Annotated in this window: 4 protein-coding genes; all 4 read left to right on the top strand. The window is 58.1% G+C overall.

The features are described 5' to 3' along the window. Window positions 1-1,271 (top strand): ABC transporter ATP-binding protein (locus tag B2W52_RS10380; protein ID WP_286802891.1); only part of this gene is annotated, 1,271 nt, incomplete at its 5' end. Between the two features lie 274 nt (window positions 1,272-1,545). Beyond that, entirely contained in the window at window positions 1,546-2,028 is a 483-nt protein-coding gene (locus B2W52_RS10375; protein WP_286802889.1) for an SCO family protein, read from the top strand. Further along, window positions 2,025-3,545 (top strand): methyl-accepting chemotaxis protein, encoded by a 1,521-nt coding sequence (locus tag B2W52_RS10370; protein ID WP_273069391.1) that lies wholly within the window; start codon window positions 2,025-2,027, stop codon window positions 3,543-3,545. Before B2W52_RS10375 ends, B2W52_RS10370 begins: the two co-directional genes overlap by 4 nt. A 260-nt stretch (window positions 3,546-3,805) precedes the next feature. Beyond that, on the top strand, window positions 3,806-5,312 hold a 1,507-nt coding region (gene acnA / locus B2W52_RS10365; RefSeq protein WP_286802886.1), incomplete at its 3' end, for an aconitate hydratase.

Below are 5,312 nucleotides of genomic sequence, written 5' to 3'. Positions count from 1 at the left end.
TGGTGCTGCTCTGGGTGCACTGGCAGCTGGCCCTTCTGATTCTGCTGTTCAATCCCCTGGTGATCTTCGCCACGATCCTGATCGGCAAGCGGGTCAAGGAACTGAAGCGCCGGGAGAACAGTGCTTACGAGGAGTTCCAGGGAGACCTCACTGAAACACTGGATGCCATCCATCAGTTGCGGGCCGCAAACCGGGAAAAGCATTACCTGCGCCAGCTAATTGACCGCGCCCGCAACGTTCGGGACCACTCCATACAGTTTGAGTGGCGCAGCGATGCCGCCAGCCGGGCCAGCTTTGCCCTGTTCCAGTTTGGTGTTGATGCTTTCCGTGCGGCGGCCATGGTGACCGTGCTGTTCAGCGACCTGAGTATCGGCATGATGTTCGCCATTTTCGGCTATCTCTGGTTCATGCTGACGCCGGTTCAGGAAATGCTGAACATGCAGTATGCCTGGTTCGCCGCCAATGCCGCCCTGGCGCGGATTAACCGGTTGCTGGATCTGAAGGAGGAGCCCCGCTATCCGGCGCTGGAGAACCCGTTCCGCGACCGGCATACCGTGGGGCTTACCCTCCGGAATATCCACTTTGCCTACGGCGAGGAGGAGGTCCTTCGAGGCATCAATCTGGAGTTGGCGCCCGGCGAAAAGGTGGCGTTGGTGGGCGCCAGTGGCGGCGGTAAATCCACCCTGATTCAGGTTATCCTGGGCATGTACACGCCCCAGCAGGGTGAGGTGCTGATTGATGGCGTGCCGGTTCAGCGTATCGGCTTGCCGTGCCTTCGTGAGCATGTGGCGACAGTGCTTCAGCACCCAGCGCTGTTCAACGATACCGTTCGCCAGAACCTGACACTTGGGCGGGATAAACCCGATGCTGCACTCTGGGACGCCCTGCGAATTGCCCAGCTGGATGCCACGGTCGCGGCCATGCAGGACCAGCTTGATACGGTAATCGGCCGCCAGGGCGTGCGCCTCTCTGGCGGCCAGCGTCAACGGCTGGCCATTGCCCGGATGATTCTTTCCGAACCCTCGGTAGTAATCCTGGATGAAGCCACCTCAGCGCTGGATGCGGAAACCGAGTTCCAGCTTCATCGCGACCTTGAGGCATTCCTCAAGCAGCGCACCACCCTGATCATTGCCCATCGTCTCAGCGCCGTTAAACAGGCAGATCGCGCCTGTGTTTTCGAAGACGGTCGGATAATCGAAGAGGGTCATCACGACGAACTGATTGCCAGAGAGGGCCTCTACGCCCAGCTTTATGGCGAGCGCCAGATGTAATCCGGTCGATAAAGTTTACTTCTCATTACAACAAAAACTGATCTGTCGCTTTTGGCGCCCGTAAAAGATTGCAAATGCAAGTTCCCGGGTCTAGTCAGTAGGTAATGCACCGATAGCCCGGTTTCAGATTTCTCTGCAAACTTGCGGCGTTCTTTGACGGACAGGAAAAGTGAACAGGAAAACGACAAGTATTCTGCTTTTCGCCGCAGCTTTCCTTTTGGCACTTGCGCTCCCGGTGATGCCGTCGCTGCTCAACAACAGCGGGTTTTACGGGATGGCGATTGATGAGCCGGGGGAGAACCTGATCGGCTACCAGCCTCCGCAGGAAGGGCTTGCCGTTATTTTCTTTGGTTATCGCCAGTGCGGAACCGTTTGCCCGGTCCAATTGGTCAACCTGTTGGATTTGAGTCAGCGCTTGAAGGACGCGCCAGTGGAGTTCCTGTTTGTCACCCTCGACCCGGAAAACGATACGCCCGATACACTGCAACAGACGACGGAAAGCCTTGGGGCGGCATTCAAGTCCCACAGGCCTGAAACTCACCAGTCTGCTCAAAAACTGGCTTCAGCTTACAACGATTTTGCCGTTAAACAGGGTGGTGCACCGAATGACTCGATTGCCCACAGTGCAAGGCTGCATGTGGTGACACCAGACTTCCGGAGAAGACTGGTTTACGCCTCACCGGATCTGAATCTTGACTTGGTTGAACAGGATCTTCGCCGCTTACTGAAAGAAAATAAGAGTGAGAGTGCCATATGACTACAGCGGTAAAAAGTCAATCCTACGAAGTTGAAATCCGGGAACGCACCGATCGCCAGGTGTTGTTTATTCTTCTGGCTCATATCCCGGTGGTTGGCCTGTTGGTCCCGATGGGCTACGGGGCGACAACCTTTGCGCTGGTCGCGTCTTTACTGGTAGGCGGCATTGCGGCGGCCGGTTATTTCACCATGCGGGGAACCCGGGCCCTGTCCTCGTTGTTCGCGGTCTGCCTGATGCTGTTCTCGGCCATCATGATCCAGGCCCAGATGGGGCGCATTGAAATGCATTTCCACATCTTTGCCGCCCTGGCTCTGGTTATCATTTATCGGGACTGGCTGCCCGTGGTGGTCGCGGCAGGCACCATTGCCGTTCATCACCTGGCGCTGACGGGCCTGCAGCTGAGCGGTGCATCCTTTGGCAACATGGCGTTGATGATCTTCAATTATGACTGCAGCTGGTCGATCGCGTTTCTGCACGCAGCGTTCGTGGTTTTCGAGGCGGCGATTCTGGTTTTCTTCGCAATCCGAATGGGCGCGGAGCAGAGGCAGTCCATTCAGATTATCGAGATTATCCGCGGGTTCGATTCCGATAAAGACCTCACGGCCCGTCTCGACGATGCAGACAAGAGCGTGACGGCTGGGTCGTTCAATAACATGCTCGAGCGGTTTGTCGAGTTGATCGCCAAGCTCCGTGAGCTGTCAGAACAGCTGCGCTCAAACGCCGATGACATGACCAGTGTCAGTGACACGACCACGCAGATTGCCAGCGAGCAGCAGGTGCAGACCGATCAGGCAGCCACGGCTACCAATGAAATGTCCGCCAGTATCCAGGAAGTCGCCAGTAACGCGCAGTTGGCGTCCGATGCGGCCAGCAATGCTTCTGGCGCTGCCAACCGGGGCGGTGAAGCCATGGCTAACGCCTCAAAACTGACTGAGGCAACCGATGAGGCGCTGGAGAGCAGTGCTAAAAGGGTCGATGAGCTGGGCGAAAAAATCGAATCCATTTCCTCAGTCGTTGGCTCGATCAATGCGATCTCCGAGCAGACCAATCTGCTGGCCCTGAACGCCGCCATCGAAGCCGCGAGGGCCGGAGACCATGGCCGTGGATTTTCAGTGGTAGCGGATGAAGTAAGGGCGCTTTCCCTTCGCACCCAGGAGTTTACCGATCAGATTCGGACGACAGTGGGCGAATTGAGTGAAATCTCCGAAGCCACCAAGGCATCCATGGAAATGGGGCGTACACGCTCTTCCGAATCCACCCGGGCAATGCGGGAAACCGGCGAGGCAATCCGTGAGGTTGAAGCAGCCATCGGCGAGGTTTCGCGAATGAATTACCAGATCGCATCGGCCTCGGAAGAGCAGGCAGCCACGTCGCTTCAGATCAATGAGAACATCCATTCCATCGCCAACCGGAACAACGATGTGGTATCCGAGGCGGAGCGGGTCAGAACCATGGCTTCAGACCTTGAGGCGGTCACCGAAAAACTGAATGAACTGGTGAAGCTGTATCGCATCTAAACCTTCCAGGAACTGATGTCGGAGAGTCGTCCGGCTCTCCGACGTTGGTCTGATATTCACCGCGCTGATGCCGAACATTCACCGGCCCGCGGTTGAACTCTCGTTAATTGCTGCAATAGTTAAAGGTGACTTCATGCTGTGGAGTCCTTTCATCAGGCTATTGCCCGGTATGGGATTGCTTTCCCGGTCGATGCGTTGCTGAAAGGGCTTCGAAAGAGCCTTCCGGACTACGCGGATAACGACGAAAAAGGAGGCACCACATGTCGAACGAAAGTCTCAGTAAAGACAGTCTGAATACCCTTTCCAGCCTGGATGCTGGCGGTAAAACCTTTCATTACTACAGCCTGCCCAAGGCTGCGGACACCCTCGGCGACCTGAATCGCCTGCCGTTTTCGCTCAAAGTGCTGATGGAAAACCTTCTGCGCAATGAGGATGGCACCACCGTGGACAGAAGCCACATTGATGCCATGGTGCAGTGGATGAAGGATCGCTGTTCCGACACTGAAATCCAGTTCCGGCCTGCCCGCGTGTTAATGCAGGATTTCACCGGCGTGCCCGGCGTCGTCGACCTGGCTGCCATGCGTGAGGCGGTCAAGGCAGCCGGTAAGGATCCGGCGATGATCAACCCGCTGTCGCCGGTGGACCTGGTGATCGACCACTCTGTGATGGTGGACAATTTTGGCGACGCCTCTGCGTTCAAGGACAACGTTACCATCGAGATGGAGCGCAACCAGGAACGTTACGAATTTCTGCGTTGGGGCCAGCAGGCCTTCGACAACTTCCGTGTGGTGCCGCCGGGCACGGGTATCTGCCACCAGGTGAACCTGGAGTACCTCGGCAAGACCGTCTGGCAGAAGGACCAGGACGGCAAGACCATCGCGTACCCGGACACCCTCGTGGGCACAGACTCCCATACCACTATGATCAACGGCCTGGGCATTCTTGGCTGGGGCGTTGGCGGCATCGAAGCGGAAGCCGCCATGCTGGGCCAGCCCGTCTCCATGCTGATTCCGGAAGTGGTGGGCTTCAAGGTCACCGGCAAGCTTCGTGAGGGCATCACCGCAACAGATCTGGTGCTCACCGTCACCGAAATGCTGCGCAAGAAAGGCGTGGTGGGCAAGTTCGTGGAGTTCTATGGCGACGGCCTGAAGGACATGCCGGTGGCAGACCGGGCCACCATCGCCAACATGGCCCCGGAATACGGCGCCACCTGCGGCTTCTTCCCGATCGACGAGCGCACCATCGAATACCTGGAGCTGACCAACCGACCCAAGGACGACATCGCGCTGGTGGAAGCCTACTGCAAGGCCCAGGGCCTGTGGCGCTCCAGCGACGATCCGGACCCGGAATTCAGCGACGTGCTGGAGCTCGACCTGGACGACGTGGTGCCCAGCCTGGCCGGCCCGAAGCGGCCCCAGGACCGCGTGCCGATGACCGAGGTGAAACGCACCATCATCGACGTGATCAGCCAGGAGCTGAAACTCAACGACGAGGAGATCAGCAAGCTCGAGGGCGAAGGCGGCCAGACCGCCATCGGCAACCACGAGCCGGGCAGCGGCGTGGAAGTGACCATGGACGGCGAGACCTTCCATCTGGATCACGGCGACGTGGTGATCGCGGCGATTACCTCCTGCACCAACACCTCCAACCCCAGCGTGATGATGGCCGCCGGCCTGATGGCGCAGAAAGCGGTGGAGAAAGGGCTGACCCGCAAGCCCTGGGTGAAAACCTCCCTGGCGCCGGGCTCCAAGACCGTCAAGATGTACC

It is taken from the genome of Marinobacter sp. UBA2498 (genome assembly GCF_002341575.1).
Lineage (GTDB): Bacteria > Pseudomonadota > Gammaproteobacteria > Pseudomonadales > Oleiphilaceae > Marinobacter > Marinobacter manganoxydans.
The sequence above is the reverse complement of the archived record's forward strand: the minus strand, read 5'-3'. Positions and strand labels throughout refer to the sequence as shown.